Raw genomic sequence first — 16,052 nt, 5'->3', positions numbered from 1 at the left:
GGGAGCTTATTACGAATAAGATTTCCATATGCTACGTGTACATCGCATTTGCAGAAGCTTTCATGACAATTTCTTCAAGGTTGCTGTTTAAATTATTTGGATTTAGTTTGTAGTAATTTTAATGCGCCGATTAACATTTTTGTTAAAAATTAGTTGATAAAAAAAGGAAGGAGCAAAAATGATTAAAATTGGAGTAATTGATAGTAGAAAATCATACCGTTCGCAATTAAGTAAAAAACTACAACTTGAACAAAATATAGATATCGTCGCTGAAGCTGACTTTGCTTCAGAAGCATTTGCTATCTATTTAGAATTTCTACCAGATATTATTTTGATGGAAATCGACTTAAATTTATCTGTTTCAATAGAGAGCATATGCTATTTATTAAAAGAATATCCTCAAGTAAATATTATTGCTTTAACAAATGAGGTAGATGAATTGTTTGTTAAAGAATCAATACGAGCAGGGGCAAGCGCATATGTATTAAAGAATGCGGGAATATTAAATCTCATTGAAGCGATAAATAATGTAGATAAAGGTTATTCTTATATTGATTCTAGAGTAGCAAATGTAGTATTAAAAGAATTTCAACGATTAAGTCGCCTAGAAATTAGAAAAAATGAACTTTTAAGTCCAGGATATTTATTAACTAAAAGAGAATGTGAAATTCTGCAATTATTAGCATCGGGATATAGTAATAGAGCAATTAGTCAAACTATTTTTCTTTCCGAGACAACAATTAAGAATCATGTTTCTAATATTCTTTCCAAATTGAATGTAAAAGATCGTACACAAGCAGTCGTCTTAGCAATTAAAAATGGATGGGTAGAATTAGATTGATTAGAAGAAAGATAAAATGTAAGTTGAAAAGGCAAACTCTCAATATATGGATGAAATTGGGTATCGATCGGTACTCATAGAGTTTCCAGTATTTACATTAGGTGCACTAATTTTTGCACTGAGGTTCCAAAAGAGGTATGGACTCTAATAACATGACTGTTTTACGCTGTGTTCCTGCACTTAAGATTAACAAAAGGGTGGTGTTATGAAAAATCAGCATGGTTAACTTTAATAGGTTTACTTAATTGTTGTTGGTTTACACTCATATGCATAATATTTATAAATAATACTTGAATTGGTCTGTCCTCCAAATTGGGGTATCTGTATAACGAAAAGTTCTTTTTTCATAAAGAGAGAGTAGAGTTTTTCTTTCATTTTATTGTAATTAATTATACAAGATATGTTATGAATTAATAGAAGAGTAGGATAAAGCCATTATGATGAACGATAGACTATAAGAAAATGTATTATTTTCATATTATTCTAAAACATTTATAATTAGCACGAAACCGAATTTTAAATAATACTACATGGAAGAGCCTGTCAAATTGGTCTCTCCATGTATTTTTTTATTTACAATATATATTTATAGGAAGTAGTTTTTGTTGATATTATAAAATGTTATCAGGAAGAGACAAAATACTGTTTAATAACTGTTTATTAATAGATTTATATACTTTTTAGAATTGTGTGAAATTATCAGGAGGAAAGCAATGAAAACTGCTAAAAACCCTTTAGTTTGTATTAGTTTTATATTTTATTTATTTGCATTAGTTTTTATATTATTTTTAGATTCAAGAGGTTATAGATGCTCAGATGTATCTTTTAGGGAATACATAAAATCGTCTTCAAATTTTATACCATTTAGAACTATAAATCTATATGTTCATTCTATAGCCCATGGAACCTTGAATATTAACATCCCTTTAAAAAACCTTGGTGGTAATTTAATTTTGTTTTTACCTATGGGCATTTATTTACCGCTTTTTATAAAAAGAATTAACAAAATACGTATATATGTAATTACAATGACTATTTTATTATTATTTATTGAGGTAACACAAGTAGTTTCAAGAAGAGGAAGTTTTGATATTGATGATTTGATTCTAAATATGATAGGTGCTGTATTAGGATTTGTAATTAGGAATGTTAGATTTGTTCAGAAGCAGTAAATTAGTTCCAACTCATTTTTCATAGTTTAGAGCCAACCAATGAATCTTAACAAATGATTAAAAGGTTAATCAATCAGAGAAAGTAACATTTTGCATTAATACTATAAAAGACAAAAGCAAATACTAATTTTTACTTTCAGACTAAAATTCAATAAAAAAAGAAGTGACTCTAAAATTGAGATGCATTTCTTTTTTTATTTTAAGAACATTTTTTTAGTATATGAAAGAAAAAATGACTTTTAAATTAGATAAAGCTGGTTGAAATAATGTTTTAAGGTTCTTGAGTAAGTTTATAGTAAAAAACCTACTTAAATAGTGCTTCTAAGAAGGGAAATGTATGCTTCGTACACGTTAATAATCGATCCTTTTATATATTGGTTCCATTTCTTTTTATTTGTTGTTGTTGTTGTTGTTGTTGTTCCAAGCATTTTAATGAGAAAGTCTGTCCCAAAATCGAGAATAATTGCAATAAAGGTTGCGAGCACTGGAATTGGGTCAAATGGAACCATAGAAACAAGGACCATCATAAGAAATTGATAAAGCCGGGCAAGGTTTTTACTTTGTACGATGCCTAAAAATAATTGCTCCATTCTATATCCCTTTAGTTTGTGTTTTAGTTATTTGCATACGTATTTAGTATGGCCAATCTAGTAAAGCGCATTTTCAGGGAAATACTGTTCATACCAAATACAGAATACATACACAGTCCAAACATAGCGTGCATGATTCGCTTTGCCCTCATAATGTGCATCTAGGTAATCCATTAATAATTCTCGGTCAAAAAACTCACTGATATAAACTTTTTCAAACGTACTACGTAGCATTTGATAGTATTTTTCCTCACGTAACCAGTGGCGCATAGGAACAGGGAAGCCGAGCTTTTTCCGTTTTGCCCAAGCTTCAGGTAATTCACTAATAGCTGCTTTACGTAGCGCAATTTTTGTATCTGCTGTTGTTACTTTATATTCGGTTGGGATACTACTTGCCACGCTAAATACTTCTTTATCTAAAAAAGGGACACGTAATTCAAGCGAATGGGCCATGCTCATTTTGTCGGCTTTTAGTAGGATCTGGCTTGGTAGCCAAACATTTAAGTCGACATATTGCATTTTTGCTACATCGTCTGTGTCTTGAACTTTGTTATAATATGGCTTTACAATATTCCAAATCGATGGTCCATGATGATATTTTTCATTTAATAGTGCAAGTGCATCTTCTTCTTGCCAAACAAAGGCGTGTCCGATAAAACGTTCTTCAATAGATTTTGCACCGTTTTCTAAGAAGGTGGTATAACGGTTTGACGGTAAGTATTTTACTATTGCTGCTAGCGTGTGACGCAATACAGCAGGTACCTTTGTATATTTCATCATTTTTTCTGAAGGCTTATACCACTCATAGCCACCAAATAACTCGTCTGCCCCTTCTCCGGAAAGCACAACTTTTACATCTTTACTTGCTAGTTCCGATAAAAAGTAAAGGGGAAGTGAAGATAAATTGGAATCGGGTTCATCCATATGCCACTGAATCTTCGGAATGATTTCAAATGCTTCTGCCGCTGTAATATGCTTTTGCTTATTTTCAAATTGCAGCTCCTTTGATAGCGCCTTTGCTAAAGACGTTTCATCAAACATCGATTCATAACCTTCAAAACCAACGCTATACGTTGTATCAGGCTGTAAAAGCTTTGCGATATAGCTTGAGTCAACACCACCTGATAAAAATGAGCCAACTTTTACATCACTTATGGAATGAACCTTAACAGAGTCTTTTAAAACACCTTTAATATGTTGTGCATGCGTATCAAGAGAATCAGTTGACGGTGCGAAATTGTTAGTCCAATAAGATTTAATTTGGATATTTCCATTTTGAATGAGCATATACGATCCAGGTGTAAGCTTATACACGCCTTTAAAAAATGTCTCGTCCATGGCAGGGTATTGAAACGTTAAATAAGGACGTAATGCCTGTTCATTTAATTCCTTTTTAAATGCTGGATGTGGTAAAAATGATTTAATTTCCGATCCAAAAATAATCGTGTTGTCTGTTGTGTGCTGCGTATAATACAAAGGCTTAATGCCAAAATGATCACGGGCAATAAACTGGAGATTTTGTTTTTTATCCCAAATACAAAAGGCGAACATCCCCCGTAATTTTTGTAAAATTTGCACGCCGTGCTGAAGATAACCTTTTAATAAAACTTCTGTATCGGATCTCGTTTCGAAAATATGGCCGTATTGCTTTAATTCTTCACGAAGCTCACGGTAGTTGTAAATTTCTCCGTTAAATACAAGAATAATGTCTTCATCTTCTGTTGAAAAGGGCTGACTAGCAGCTGTACTTAAATCGAGAATGCTCAGACGACGAAAACCTAATGTCACTTTTTCATCTGAATAGATGCCTTCACTATCTGGACCTCTGTGAACAATTGTTTTGAGCATTATCTCCATTATTGTTTTATATTGAATTGGTTGTGTACCATGTATAAAACCTACAAATCCACACATTGTGCTGCACCTCTTTAAAGTTTTTATACTTTACATTGTACAAAGAGGATTTGTAGAAAATATGGAGAAAGTCGGCTGTCTGAAAAGAGAATTTGAGACAACCGATTTGCGCCGAGGATGGTGGAGGGAAATGAGACCACCGCAGAAACAAATTCATGTATTCACAATTTAAAATTATTCATCCGGTAATTTATGGGGTAAGGAAAGAGTGATGCAAGTACCTTTTCCTAGTGTACTTACGACGTGAATCTTTCCTTTTAGGTGTTTTGTTAATTCTGCAACAATGGCTAGACCAAGGCCAGAACCACCTAGATTCCGTGCACGAGATTTTTCCACGCGGTGAAAACGATTGAAAATTAAAGGGAGGTCCTCCTTTGGAATACCAGGACCTTCATCACGTATGATAAATAGAATTTGTTTATAATCCTGTTTCGCAATAATTTCAATATCCCCTCCATCAGTATAATGAACGGCATTTTCCATAAGGTTTATTAAAATTTGTTCTAGGCGTAAACCATCTGTATAAATATCAGACAGGTTTGGATGTACATTCATTCGAATGTTATTGTTTGAATCCTGTGCTTTTAGCGCAACCTTTTCTACAACGGATTCTACAAGATCATCGATATCCACATACTGACGATACAGTTGAACATTGCCTTCTTCCATTTTAGAAAGCTCAAATAGCTCTTGGATTAACTTCGCTAGACGATTAGCTTCACTCTCAATGATGCCCGCATATTTTTCAAGCTCTTCTGGTGTTTGGTAACGTTTATTTTTGATAATATTGCCATAGCCCTTTAAATACGAGGTTGGTGTTCTTAGTTCATGCGAGATATTTGCTAAAAATTCACTGCGGTTAATACGATAATCATTGAGCTCAATACTTAAATCGTTAATCGCTTTGGCTAAGGAGCCCACTTCATCACTAGAGTGCACACGGACCTTCGTTTCAAGATTTCCCTTAGAGATTTCGCGTGTCGTTTTCTCCATTTCCACTAACGGACGACTGAGGCGCCACGAAAGAAATATTGTATAGATGAGTGCTAAAATGATGGCACCGATTATGGTACGTATAATCCAGTCACGTACATCATGCATTTTGGCATGAAGTTCACTAATGGAAGAAAAAATGATGACCCCACCACTAAACTTTCCATCTTCCATGAAGGGTTTGACGACATAATAAATATTTTCCTCCGTTTTAGGAATAACGCGTTCCCCAGCGAGATATTCATTGGCTTCTAGGCGTGTCAGCCAAGACTCTGAAATATTCCTACCTTGATGATATTCCAAGTAACCTTCTGATTGCACAATCCCATGTTCATTAAAGAAGGCCAAATTATGGTCAGTTAGTGATTGAATCTTAAGATACAAATTAGAGTCACCTTTCATTGTTTCCGTGACAACTATTTCAATACGGTCACCTAATGTCCGTACATTTTCATCTAAATATAACGAATAAACATTTAAGAAAATGCGATCGATAAATATGGCGAAGGGGATAAGAATCGTTAAGAATAACAGCATAATCGTTAAGCCAAGCTTCGTCACAATACTATCTATTTTCATGTTAGTGCCTCTGGAATAATTAGTTGATAGCCCATACCCCATACGGTTTTAATAATCTTCGCTCCTGGTCGTATCCTTTTAAATTTCGTTCGAATATTTTTTACGTGTGAATCAATCGCTCGTAGTTCACGTTCTTCGGCATAATCCCATAATAGCTCAAGTAACTTTTCACGTGTAAATACGCGTTCAGGTGATTCCATAAGAAGTGCAAGTAGCTGAAATTCTTTACTCGTAAGCTCAATGAACTGACTATCAAAGGTTACACTGCGATTATCAAGATTGATGACTAATGTCCCATTGTTTAGCGATAAAATTTGCGTATCATTTGTTTCATCGTCTTTAAAAGAAGAACGACGTAGTAAGGACTTAATGCGAGCGAGAAGCTCTTCAAATTCAAAGGGCTTTGTGACGTAATCATCTGCACCGAGCTCTAGCCCCTTTACTGTATCTTGTAAATCCGTACGTGCAGTGACCATTAAAATAGGTACGTTTGAGGATTTTCGAATTTCCTTGCATAATTCAAAACCATTGATATAAGGGAGCATGACGTCTAATAAGATGAGATTGAATTCATTTGATTTGAATATTTGCAATACATCTGCACCGTTATCAACTAGTGTTAAATCAAATTGACTTTGGAGTTGGATTCGCATGAGTTCCTGCATATACTGTTCATCTTCAACGATTAAAATTCTTTTCATACAAATCACTCCATGTTACTTCAAAATAGTTGCCTGATGTAAAGTATAAATTCTTTTTTCCATTTGTGTAATGTAATTTTCATTATTTTGTACATCCACGTCTGTTAAGAAACTTAAGTTATGAGGCGTCAGAGACATAGCGCCAAGCTCTTCTTGGATAACTCCAGTCACCTGAAAAAGAAACGTTTTGTTCGAATAATACATACTGTAGATTGCGCATTTTAGCAATATTAATAGTATCTCTACCTCGGATTGAGAAGATTCATCTGAAGCCATAGTCAGCCCGCGTTTGAAGATATACTGGTGCATAATACTATATCAAAATGAGTGGGTCTCTTCCATTATAAAATCAATATTTGCAGCTTACTTTTGATTGAATGTAATTATTAAACTAGAAAAATGCATAAAAAATCTGTGTTTGAAAAGTGTATCCAAGTTCATATTTAAACTGGAAGATTTCATAGACAAGGAAAGTCTACAATTTGATTAGGTTTGCCTTATTTATTATTTTTATTTTTTGTACTGAAAGTTTTTGTTACGCAAAACATTATTATGAAGAAATAATAAAAGATCGCTAAGACACAAAAAAATCAAAAAGAACATTATAAAATCTTTTAGATTCTTATATGTTGAATTCTGCATAATTTCTTCATATTTATTCTTTATACTAATTCAGAGGATAATAATAAAAGGATAGGTGAAATTATTTGTTTGAACAATTAAGTTTATTTTTGGCTTTTGGGGCAGGGTTATTGTCGTTTATATCACCTTGCTCATTACCCCTTTACCCCGCATTTCTCTCATATGTTACCGGGGTATCTCTAAATGAACTAAAAGAAGAAAAGGGAATATTAAATAGGAAGGCATTGGTACACACACTTCTATTTTTACTTGGTTTTTCAGCTATCTTTATGGCTTTAGGATTCTCCACGTCTTTCATCGGGACGATTTTCATTCAATATCAAGATTTACTAAGACAAGTAGGTGCGATTGTTATCGTATTTTTTGGTTTAGTAGTCCTTGGAATTTTTAAATTTGAATTTTTACTATCAGAGAAAAGAGTTCAGTTTAGAAAAAGACCTAAAGGTTATATAGGGTCCGTATTGATTGGCATGGGATTTGCAGCGGGATGGACACCGTGTACAGGACCTATACTTGCAGGTGTAATTGCTTTAGGAATGTCTAACCCTGAAAGAGGAATGCTATATATGCTATTTTATGTACTGGGTTTCTCTATTCCATTCCTCATAATGTCATTGTTTATAGGAAAAATGAAGTTTCTTCAAAAAAGAAATGGATTGTTTATGAGATTAGGTGGATTTTTAATGATTGTAATGGGTGTCTTGTTGTATTTTGATATGATGACAAAGATAATTGCATTTTTAACTCCTTTTTTTGGAGGATTCACTGGGTTTTAGAACAGGATTAAAACTAATGAGGAAAGTAGGGTTATCGTTACCATGGATAAAAAGCAAAAAAGGTTTTATATGCGGTTCATACTTTTGACGTTAATGGTTGGAGTTATTGTTTTTACCATATACTCTAACTTAAGTAAAGGAAAAAATGAAGTTTTACAAGTCGGAGATGCAGCACCAGATTTTGTACTTGTTGATATGAATGAAGAGAAGCATCAATTGTCTGATTACAAAGGTCAAGGGGTATTTTTGAACTTTTGGGGAACTTGGTGTAAACCATGTGAAAGAGAATTTCCGCTAATGGACAAACAGTATCAAGAAGTGAAAGATCAAGGACTTCAAATACTAGCGGTAAACATAGGAGAATCTGATTTTGTCGTTCAAAAATATATTGATCGAAAAGGCTTAACTTTTCCAGTTTTAATTGATGACAATAAAAGTGTAATGGAAACCTATAATATTAACCCTTTGCCAACTACTATTCTTATTAACCCAGAAGGGAAAATAGAGAAAATAATCACCGGCGAGATGAGTGAAGAAAGCATTAAGCGGTATATGGAGCAAATAATGCCGGACTAACATGCGGTTTCATATAAACTATATAGATTTTCTAGTGAGAAGGTGCAAATGTTCTAATGAATAGAATTTCGACAAAGTTAACAGCCTACTTTTTTATTGCTGTACTGATAATGGAAACATTTCTTATTTTTTATCTCCATAGAAATATTATTCATGCAAGAATTGAAGAGGAGTTTTCCTTATTATTGAAAAACGGATCAAATCACAGGGAAGTACTTGTAGAATACTATTCTGACACAACGATGAAACATATCCTATTGATGGAAAAAGGGGGAGATAGAGAAGTAGTTATTACGGATAAAAAAGGTGAAATCATAAGTAGCTCGTTTGAAAATACTAAGTATTTAAATGAATTTCTTCCACTTATAAAAAACCTTGATTCGAAGATAGATAAGGTACTAATTTCAGAGTGGAAAAAGTCACCTTATATTATTAGTGCACATCCTTACAAAGTGAGTGATGATCAATCTGGTTATGTTGTCATGTTTCAAAGTACGAGTTCTCTTAAACAATTGGTGGATAAGCTAAACATGCATTTCGGGATAGCAGGTGGGACAAGTATTATCCTCTTATTTATCGTTTATACCGTCCTTTCTAGACTTCTCACGAGACCTTTAATCCGTATGAAAAAAGCTACAGAAAACTTAAGTAAAGGGGATTTTGCCGTGAGTCTTCCGAACATCGGTAAAGATGAACTTGGGGATTTATCAGGTTCAATTCAGAAATTAGCTAATGACTTAGAGAGGTTGAAGACGGAGCGCAATGAATTTCTAGCTTCAGTTGCCCATGAATTAAGTACACCTTTGACATACTTAATTGGATATTCAAATGTTGCCATGAGAAAAGAAATTAGTGGAGAAGAACGAGCACAGTATCTTGGAATAATTGCAGAAGAGTCAGAAAGAATGAAAGAACTTGTCAAAAATTTATTAGACTTAGCAAAAATGGATGAAAATACTTTCACTGTGTCCAAGGAAAATTTTGGGGCACAAACGTTTTTTGAAAACATCATCAAATTAGTTGGACCTTCTTTTGAAATGAAGAATATTAAGCTTAGTTTTGTTTGTGAAGACAATTTTCAAGTCCATGCGGATTCATTACGATTAGAGCAAATTGTATTGAACTTACTAGATAATGCATGGAAGTATTCTAAAGAAAATACAGAAGTTACACTGGCAGTTCATAAAAAAGAGAAGAAAACAATCATCTCTGTAATTGATTTTGGAATAGGAATTCCCACCGATGAAATTGAGTTCATATTTGAGAAGCTTTACCGTGTTGAAAAGTCACGTTCTCGTTCATTAGGTGGATCGGGAATTGGACTAGCCGTTGTGAAAGAGTTAGTGGAAGCGCATGGAGGTACAATTGAAGTAAAAAGTACTTTTGGAAAAGGAAGTACATTTACCGTAATAATTTAGTATTACTCGGAAGTTACTCAAGGCGTAATTGAATAGGAGGTTCCTGAGCATATATGCGGACGATTTTATTAGTTGATGATGAGCAAAGAATGTTAAATCTAATTGAATTATTTCTCCAACCGCTCGGATTCAAATGTATCAAAGAAACAAGTGGCAAGAAAGCGATAGAGAAACTGAAAAATGAAAAAATTAATCTTGTGTTATTAGATGTCATGATGCCGGAGATGAATGGATGGGAAGTATGTGAAAAGATACGTGAGTTTTCTAATGTACCTATTATTATGCTCACGGCAAGATCGGATAAGTTAGATTTAGTAAAAGGATTAAACACTGGAGCCGATGATTATATAACAAAACCTTTTGACGAAAATGAATTGGGGGCTAGAGTTAATGCGATTTTACGTCGTTTAGATGAAGATAAATCAGAGGAAGAGACTATTATTTACGAGGGATTGAAGTTAGAAAAAGAAACGTTTTCATTACAATATAAGGATTCGATCGTACAACTCACCTTAAAAGAGTTTTATATTATCGAAGCATTAATTTCTCGCCCTAAAAAAACGTATACACGCGAAGAGTTATTGGATGCTGCATGGGAATATGACACATACACAGATACGAGAACAGTGGACTCACATATTCGAAATTTAAGAGAAAAATTAAAAACGAATGGTTTTCCTACTGATGAGTTTCTTAAGACAGTATGGGGAATCGGATATAAATGGAGCTAAAGGAGCAAGATTAAAATGAAGAAATATAATATTTTTATCGTTTTATTAGTACTTATATTAGTGCTGTCTGCGTGTAACTCAAATGAAAAGGAAGTATATTCATTTACGGAAGTAAAAAATAGTAAAATTGATCATATACACGGTTTAGGATATTTAAATGGAGGAAACGATATCGCCATTGCAACACATTTTGGACTATATGAATATGGCAAGGACGGATGGAAAGAAGCAAGTAGTCAAAAACATGATTATATGGGCTTTCAGGCTGTACGAGAAGGATTCTTTTCAAGTGGGCATCCTGAAGAAGGCTCTGAATATAAAAATCCTCTTGGTCTTATTAAAAGCATAGATAAAGGAGCAAGTTTCGAACAATTAGCATTTTACGGAGAGATTGATTTTCATTACCTCGCAGCTGGGTATGATTCGAATACGATTTATGTATTAAATGAAATGCCGGTTGAAGATATGAAAGTAGGTCTACACTATTCCACGGATGAAGGAGCCTCTTGGACGGAAGGAATGATGAACGGATTTATTTCAAAGTTTATTTCTAATTTGTCTGCACACCCCACGCGTAAAGAATTAATTGCAATTGGTAGCAAGGATGGATTATTTGTTTCGGCTGATTATGGCCAAAATTTTAAATCAATGAATAATACTAAAAATATCACTTATGTTACATTGAATAAGACAGGAGGTTATTATTCTAATTTTGATAACGATAAGGTATATCTAAAATCTTTCTTGTTGGAGAATAATGAAGAAACAGACATCCAACTCCCAAAAGATTTGAAGATGGATCCCATCGTCTTTATAGCAGTAAATCCTGAAAATCAAAAAGAACTTGTTATAGTTACAAATAACAATAATATTTATATAACGAAAGACAATGGATTTTCTTGGGATAAACTTGCTTCAAATGGTGAGTTATCAAAATAAGAAAATGGAAGGTGTCTCATAGATGTATAGTTTGATGTCAAAGATAAGTCAAACAATCAGTGAACCAGTTACTATTTTCTTGAACTCCTTTGAACATTATCCAATTGTAGTTGCACTCCTTCTTGGTTTAATTGGGGCCGTGGCACCGTGTCAATTGACAGGAAATATGAGTGCAATTACTTTTTACGGAAATCGTACCGTTCAAATGAAGAGTAATTGGGGAGAGATAGTATCTTTTATCGCAGGGAAGGTTGTTGTGTTTAGTTTAATCGGTATGTTAGCTTGGATGTTTGGTCAATCGTTTGAAACAAAAATGACCGAGTATTTTCCGATATTTCGTCAATTAATTGGTCCTTTAATGATTGTGACGGGATTGGTACTTATAGGAATTTTGAAGCTTGTATTCTTAAATCGTTTATCAACATATATCCCGATGGTATTAAAAGAAGGAAAGTTCGGTTCTTTTATGTTGGGAGCAAGTTTTTCTTTAGCATTCTGTCCAACTATGTTTGTTCTATTTTTCGTTTGGTTAATGCCAACCGTGGTATCAACCTCTTATGGTTTTATCTTACCTGCCGCTTTTGGGATTGCAACATCCATTCCACTGATTCTTCTATTTGTATTCATATGGCTTTTCGATGCAAAGCGATTAATTATGAAAAATAGCATGAAGATAGGAGGAATTATCCAAAAAATTGCTGGAGTAATTCTTATCATTATTGGTGTGTTTGATACAATAACCTATTGGGGAATATAATAACTAGAAACTTTAATGATGACTATACCTTACCAGGGGATCGTGTATTAAAATCATCACAAGAAGAAAAAACTAATGGAAACAATGTTTTAAGTCTTTAGATGAATTCAAATTAAAGGGAGTGAGAACAATGGAAAAGCAAGGTAATAGTGAAGATAAGCACAACCAAAGCGAACACTATCTTAACAAGCACGAAGGTCACAGCCAACATGATCATAGCATGCATAAAGGTCACGGCCAACACAACAGTGAAGATGACCAAAGCGTGCACGAAGATAACATCCAACACAGTCACAGTGAACACGATCACAATATGCACAAAGGTCACGACCACAGCCAAAATGGAAATCATGGTGGTGGTCATTCTACCCATCATGGACATATGGTCGGGGACTTTAAAAAACGCTTCTGGGTATCCTTAATACTGGCTATACCTATTTCATACTTATCCATGATGATTCAAATGCTATTTGGTTATGAAGTCAACTTTACAGGGGACACTTTATTATTATTCTTGCTTTCAACTATTGTCTTTTTATTTGGTGGGAAGCCGTTTTTACTTGGTGCATGGAGTGAGCTAAAAGACAGAGCTCCTGGAATGATGTTATTAATCTCCTTAGCCATCGTAACAGCTTATATATATAGTACATTGACAGCCTTTTTCATAATAGGAAGTGACTTTTTCTTTGAATTAGCTACTCTAATCGTGATAATGCTTCTCGGACATTGGATCGAAATGAAATCCATTATGGGCGCCTCTAAAGCGTTAGAAGAGTTAATCAAATTAATGCCTAAAGAAGCACATAAATTGGATGAATCAGGAAATATCGTAGATGTATCAGTAGAAGTTTTACATCCAGGTGATAAAATTCTTGTTAAATCTGGAGAAAAGATTCCGCTTGATGGCGTAATTTTTGAAGGAGTATCCACTGTTGATGAATCTATGTTAACTGGTGAATCTGTTCCCATAGAAAAAGCACCGGGTATGGAAGCAATTGGTGGTGCAGTAAATGGGGAAGGTGTACTGAAAATTAAAGTGAGTAAAACAGGTAATGACACCTATCTTGCTCAAGTAATTCAATTAGTAAGTGATGCAGAAAAAACCAAATCGAAAGCGCAAGGATTTGCAGATATCGCAGCCAAATGGTTATTTTATGTAGCAATAGTTGCAGGTATTATTACGCTTGTTTACTGGGCAACAACAGGGGATTTTGATTTTGCATTAGAAAGAATGGTTACTGTCTTAATTATTGCTTGTCCACACGCACTAGGTCTAGCTGGTCCATTAGTTACTTCAAGATCAACTTCCATTGCCGCAAAAAAAGGACTGTTAATCCGTAACCGGACCGCATTTGAAGGGGCATTTAAAATTAATCGTGTTGTTTTTGATAAAACAGGTACTTTAACGGAAGGAAACTTTGGTGTGACCGATGTTCATCCAAGTAAAGGTGTTAATGAAGAGGAGCTATTGAAACTAGCCTACTCCGTTGAAACGCAATCGGATCATCCAATTGCAAAAGGAATTGTGAAAGAGGGGAAGGAACGCAATTTAGGTCTTTATGAGGTAAAGGATTATCAAAATCTAACTGGAAAAGGACTAATTGCAAAAGTTAATGGTGCAGAAATTGCGGTTGTTAGTCCTGGTGCAATGAGAGCAAATCAAATTTCGTTTGATGAAAATACGTATGAAAAACTTGCACAACAAGGTAAAACCGTCGTTTTCGTGTTAAAAAATAATGTGCTACAAGGGATGATTGCTTTAGCAGATATTATCAGAGAATCCTCTTATCAAGTCATTAAAGAACTGAATGATCTTGGTATTGAAACAGTTATGATGACTGGTGATAATAGTCGAGTAGCAAATTACGTAGGTGAAAAACTTGGTATTATAAAAGTAATTGCAGAAGTTTTACCACATGAAAAATCAAATAATGTGAAGAAATTAAAAGAAGGTGGTAAAAAAGTTGCGATGATAGGTGATGGTATTAATGATGCACCTGCATTAGCAGAAGCTGATTTAGGAATTGCGATTGGCGCAGGTACAGACGTTGCGATTGAAACAGCAGATGTTGTACTAGTCAATAGTAACCCGGTAGATATCTTAAGTATTTTCAAGCTATCTAAAGCAAGTCATCGAAAAATGGTTCAAAACTTAGGATGGGCTGCCGGATACAATATTATCGCTATTCCTCTAGCAGCAGGAGTTTTATTCGGTATAGGTATTGTAATAACTCCAGCAATTGGAGCGGTGGTTATGTCACTAAGCACCATTATCTGTGCAATTAATGCTCAGTTATTAAAGATTGACTAAAATGATGTTCACAAGCAAGGATGTTCCCTGTGTCTAAAAAATTTATACACAGGGATATTTTTTTGCATGCATACCATAAAGGGGTATTAAATATAATCTAGAATATAGAAAAAGAATTATAAAAAACAAAAAGGGTGGATTGATGGGGTTCTATCAAATGTTTATTTTAGCGTCACTTACCGTGTTAACGTTAATAATCCTTCTTTTAGCTAGGCATTCAAAAAAAATATTTAATCCCATGCAAGGGATGGTTACTTCTATGTTTTTTGGTATGAATATTGGATTGACTGCGGGCGTTCTCCTAGGTGTAACATTACAAGGGAATCTATTTTTATCAACAATTCTTTCCATGGCTATTGGCATATTAGCAGGTTCAATATGTGGACGATATTTTGGAATTTTGTCCATATTAGAAGGAATAATGTCTGGTCTCATGGGCGGTATGATGGGTGCGATGGTGGGAGAAATGATCAACCAAGAACAATCAATGAGTTTAATAAGATTATTCTTATTGATATCCATTACTACTATCTTTTTATTTTTCTTGTTACCGCATAAGAAAAATCAAAAAATAGAAAATAAAATTTGGTTATTAAAGCCAATCATCCTAGCAGCTAGCATTATTTTTTATTTTGTAGGAGGTGTTTCTTTTGCCGAAAAACAAGTGAGTTCCATATCTACTACACCTTCACCTTCACAAGACCATAACGACCATTCTAATAACGTAGAGAATAAGATAGAAAATAACTCAAAAGTTATTACTATACAAGCTGAAAATATGAAGTACTCCCTAACAGAAATTGTTTTAAAAAAAAATCAACCGATCACTGTTGTTCTTGAAAATATGGATAACGTCGAACATGATATTGAAATGAAAATCCCAACTCTTAATAGTTCTAGCGAATCTACGCATAATCATGGGACAGAAGAAAACTTGATACATCTTCATGCCGAACCTAATAGTTCAGAGCAATTAACTTTCACCCCTGTTGGCACAGGGGTATATAAATATATTTGCACAATCCCAGGCCATAAAGAATCTGGAATGGTCGGTCAGGTACTTGTGAATTAGAAAGTTTTAGGGAGATAATTAAGAATCTTAAATATCTACA

At 34.0% G+C, this 16,052-nt stretch carries 15 protein-coding genes and 1 pseudogene; 11 read left to right on the top strand and 5 right to left on the bottom strand.

Annotated elements, in window-relative coordinates; all coding sequences use genetic code 11:
* Positions 1-178 precede the first annotated feature (178 nt).
* From MKY60_RS10420 to MKY60_RS10410, 3 genes and pseudogenes are all read left to right on the top strand, one after another.
* The gene (locus tag MKY60_RS10420) at positions 179-841 is read left to right on the top strand and encodes a response regulator transcription factor (protein WP_241599097.1); all 663 of its coding nucleotides are present in this window, start codon (positions 179-181) and stop codon (positions 839-841) included.
* Between the two features lie 22 nt (positions 842-863).
* Positions 864-1,115 (top strand): annotated as a pseudogene (gene ccsA / locus MKY60_RS10415) (cytochrome c biogenesis protein CcsA); the annotation flags it as partial.
* Positions 1,116-1,554: 439 nt separating this feature from the next.
* Positions 1,555-2,013, top strand: coding sequence for a VanZ family protein (locus MKY60_RS10410; RefSeq protein WP_241599099.1), 459 nt, complete (start codon positions 1,555-1,557; stop codon positions 2,011-2,013).
* Between the two features lie 308 nt (positions 2,014-2,321).
* Here the strand turns inward: MKY60_RS10410 and MKY60_RS10405 are convergent, their stop codons facing one another.
* The 5 genes from MKY60_RS10405 to MKY60_RS10385 all read right to left on the bottom strand — a co-directional run bounded on the left by MKY60_RS10405 (position 2,322) and on the right by MKY60_RS10385 (position 7,066).
* A complete protein-coding gene (locus tag MKY60_RS10405) occupies positions 2,322-2,603 on the bottom strand; it encodes a hypothetical protein (RefSeq protein WP_241599101.1) in 282 nt (93 codons plus the stop codon).
* A gap of 57 nt (positions 2,604-2,660) precedes the next feature.
* Complete coding sequence (gene asnB, locus MKY60_RS10400) at positions 2,661-4,517, bottom strand: asparagine synthase (glutamine-hydrolyzing) (RefSeq protein WP_241599103.1); 1,857 nt, start codon at positions 4,515-4,517, stop codon at positions 2,661-2,663.
* 174 nt (positions 4,518-4,691) lie between these two features.
* Positions 4,692-6,089 carry a sensor histidine kinase gene (locus tag MKY60_RS10395; protein ID WP_241599105.1) on the bottom strand — a complete coding sequence of 466 codons (1,398 nt, stop codon included), beginning with the start codon at positions 6,087-6,089 and terminating at the stop codon, positions 4,692-4,694.
* On the bottom strand, positions 6,086-6,790 hold the full coding sequence (locus MKY60_RS10390) for a response regulator transcription factor (protein ID WP_241599106.1): 705 nt from the start codon (positions 6,788-6,790) through the stop codon (positions 6,086-6,088). Before MKY60_RS10390 ends, MKY60_RS10395 begins: the two co-directional genes overlap by 4 nt.
* Before the next feature lie 15 nt (positions 6,791-6,805).
* Positions 6,806-7,066, bottom strand: coding sequence for a hypothetical protein (locus MKY60_RS10385; RefSeq protein ID WP_340879721.1), 261 nt, complete (start codon positions 7,064-7,066; stop codon positions 6,806-6,808).
* 431 nt (positions 7,067-7,497) lie between these two features.
* Here MKY60_RS10385 and MKY60_RS10380 point away from each other — a divergent pair, with 431 nt between their 5' ends.
* From MKY60_RS10380 to MKY60_RS10345, 8 genes are all read left to right on the top strand, one after another.
* On the top strand, positions 7,498-8,208 hold the full coding sequence (locus MKY60_RS10380) for a cytochrome c biogenesis CcdA family protein (RefSeq protein WP_241599108.1): 711 nt from the start codon (positions 7,498-7,500) through the stop codon (positions 8,206-8,208).
* Between the two features lie 42 nt (positions 8,209-8,250).
* Entirely contained in the window at positions 8,251-8,784 is a 534-nt protein-coding gene (resA, locus tag MKY60_RS10375) for a thiol-disulfide oxidoreductase ResA (RefSeq protein ID WP_241599109.1), read from the top strand.
* A gap of 56 nt (positions 8,785-8,840) precedes the next feature.
* Positions 8,841-10,202 carry a sensor histidine kinase gene (locus MKY60_RS10370; RefSeq protein ID WP_340929753.1) on the top strand — a complete coding sequence of 454 codons (1,362 nt, stop codon included), beginning with the start codon at positions 8,841-8,843 and terminating at the stop codon, positions 10,200-10,202.
* Between the two features lie 53 nt (positions 10,203-10,255).
* Positions 10,256-10,933 (top strand): response regulator transcription factor, encoded by a 678-nt coding sequence (locus MKY60_RS10365; RefSeq protein WP_241599111.1) that lies wholly within the window; start codon positions 10,256-10,258, stop codon positions 10,931-10,933.
* A 15-nt stretch (positions 10,934-10,948) separates the two neighbouring features.
* The gene (locus MKY60_RS10360; RefSeq protein ID WP_241599112.1) at positions 10,949-11,872 is read left to right on the top strand and encodes a F510_1955 family glycosylhydrolase; all 924 of its coding nucleotides are present in this window, start codon (positions 10,949-10,951) and stop codon (positions 11,870-11,872) included.
* 22 nt (positions 11,873-11,894) lie between these two features.
* Positions 11,895-12,629: an urease accessory protein UreH domain-containing protein gene (locus MKY60_RS10355; RefSeq protein ID WP_241599113.1), complete on the top strand. Its 735-nt coding sequence runs from the start codon at positions 11,895-11,897 to the stop codon at positions 12,627-12,629.
* A gap of 130 nt (positions 12,630-12,759) precedes the next feature.
* Positions 12,760-14,940: a copper-translocating P-type ATPase gene (locus MKY60_RS10350; protein WP_340879718.1), complete on the top strand. Its 2,181-nt coding sequence runs from the start codon at positions 12,760-12,762 to the stop codon at positions 14,938-14,940.
* A gap of 157 nt (positions 14,941-15,097) precedes the next feature.
* Positions 15,098-16,012, top strand: coding sequence for a plastocyanin/azurin family copper-binding protein (locus MKY60_RS10345; protein ID WP_241599116.1), 915 nt, complete (start codon positions 15,098-15,100; stop codon positions 16,010-16,012).
* The last annotated feature ends 40 nt before the right edge of the window (positions 16,013-16,052 follow it).

The organism is Psychrobacillus sp. FSL K6-1415 (genome assembly GCF_038003185.1).
GTDB lineage: Bacteria > Bacillota > Bacilli > Bacillales_A > Planococcaceae > Psychrobacillus > Psychrobacillus psychrodurans.
This window is presented reverse-complemented; position numbering and strand designations above follow the sequence as displayed.

Coding starts and splice junctions, on each gene's coding strand:
- MKY60_RS10420 (WP_241599097.1), top strand. CDS start 179: ATGATTAAAATTGGAGTAATTGATAGTAGAAAATCATACCGTTCGCAA.
- MKY60_RS10410 (WP_241599099.1), top strand. CDS start 1,555: ATGAAAACTGCTAAAAACCCTTTAGTTTGTATTAGTTTTATATTTTAT.
- MKY60_RS10405 (WP_241599101.1), bottom strand. CDS start 2,603: ATGGAGCAATTATTTTTAGGCATCGTACAAAGTAAAAACCTTGCCCGG.
- asnB (WP_241599103.1), bottom strand. CDS start 4,517: ATGTGTGGATTTGTAGGTTTTATACATGGTACACAACCAATTCAATAT.
- MKY60_RS10395 (WP_241599105.1), bottom strand. CDS start 6,089: ATGAAAATAGATAGTATTGTGACGAAGCTTGGCTTAACGATTATGCTG.
- MKY60_RS10390 (WP_241599106.1), bottom strand. CDS start 6,790: ATGAAAAGAATTTTAATCGTTGAAGATGAACAGTATATGCAGGAACTC.
- MKY60_RS10385 (WP_340879721.1), bottom strand. CDS start 7,066: ATGGCTTCAGATGAATCTTCTCAATCCGAGGTAGAGATACTATTAATA.
- resA (WP_241599109.1), top strand. CDS start 8,251: ATGGATAAAAAGCAAAAAAGGTTTTATATGCGGTTCATACTTTTGACG.
- MKY60_RS10370 (WP_340929753.1), top strand. CDS start 8,841: ATGAATAGAATTTCGACAAAGTTAACAGCCTACTTTTTTATTGCTGTA.
- MKY60_RS10365 (WP_241599111.1), top strand. CDS start 10,256: ATGCGGACGATTTTATTAGTTGATGATGAGCAAAGAATGTTAAATCTA.
- MKY60_RS10360 (WP_241599112.1), top strand. CDS start 10,949: ATGAAGAAATATAATATTTTTATCGTTTTATTAGTACTTATATTAGTG.
- MKY60_RS10355 (WP_241599113.1), top strand. CDS start 11,895: ATGTATAGTTTGATGTCAAAGATAAGTCAAACAATCAGTGAACCAGTT.
- MKY60_RS10350 (WP_340879718.1), top strand. CDS start 12,760: ATGGAAAAGCAAGGTAATAGTGAAGATAAGCACAACCAAAGCGAACAC.
- MKY60_RS10345 (WP_241599116.1), top strand. CDS start 15,098: ATGTTTATTTTAGCGTCACTTACCGTGTTAACGTTAATAATCCTTCTT.